Raw genomic sequence first — 255 nt, 5'->3', positions numbered from 1 at the left:
AATTGCCCGTACGGCTTGTCCCTATAACCTTAGCAGGTTGTGGTGAATGAGAAGTGCGTTGTAACGTTCGTTGATACAACTTCATTACCCAATTACTTCTTCCAGATTCTGAGTAACGCTGCCCGACAGGGAGCGACTACTCGTACAAGTCAAAGCTTGATGACCATAGCAAGTTGGTCCCACCCCTTCCCATCCCGAACAGGACCGTGAAACAACTCTGCGCCGATGATAGTGCTGCAACCAGTGTGAAAGTAG

At 49.0% G+C, this 255-nt stretch carries 1 rRNA gene; it reads left to right on the top strand.

The features are described from left to right. Window positions 1-155: 155 nt before the first annotated feature. Window positions 156-255: ribosomal RNA gene (rrf, locus tag H3H37_RS25560) — 5S ribosomal RNA — on the top strand; the annotation flags it as partial.

The sequence above is a fragment of the Rugamonas brunnea genome (genome assembly GCF_014042345.1).
In the GTDB taxonomy this organism is placed as follows: domain Bacteria; phylum Pseudomonadota; class Gammaproteobacteria; order Burkholderiales; family Burkholderiaceae_D; genus Rugamonas; species Rugamonas brunnea.
The sequence above is the reverse complement of the archived record's forward strand: the minus strand, read 5'-3'. Positions and strand labels throughout refer to the sequence as shown.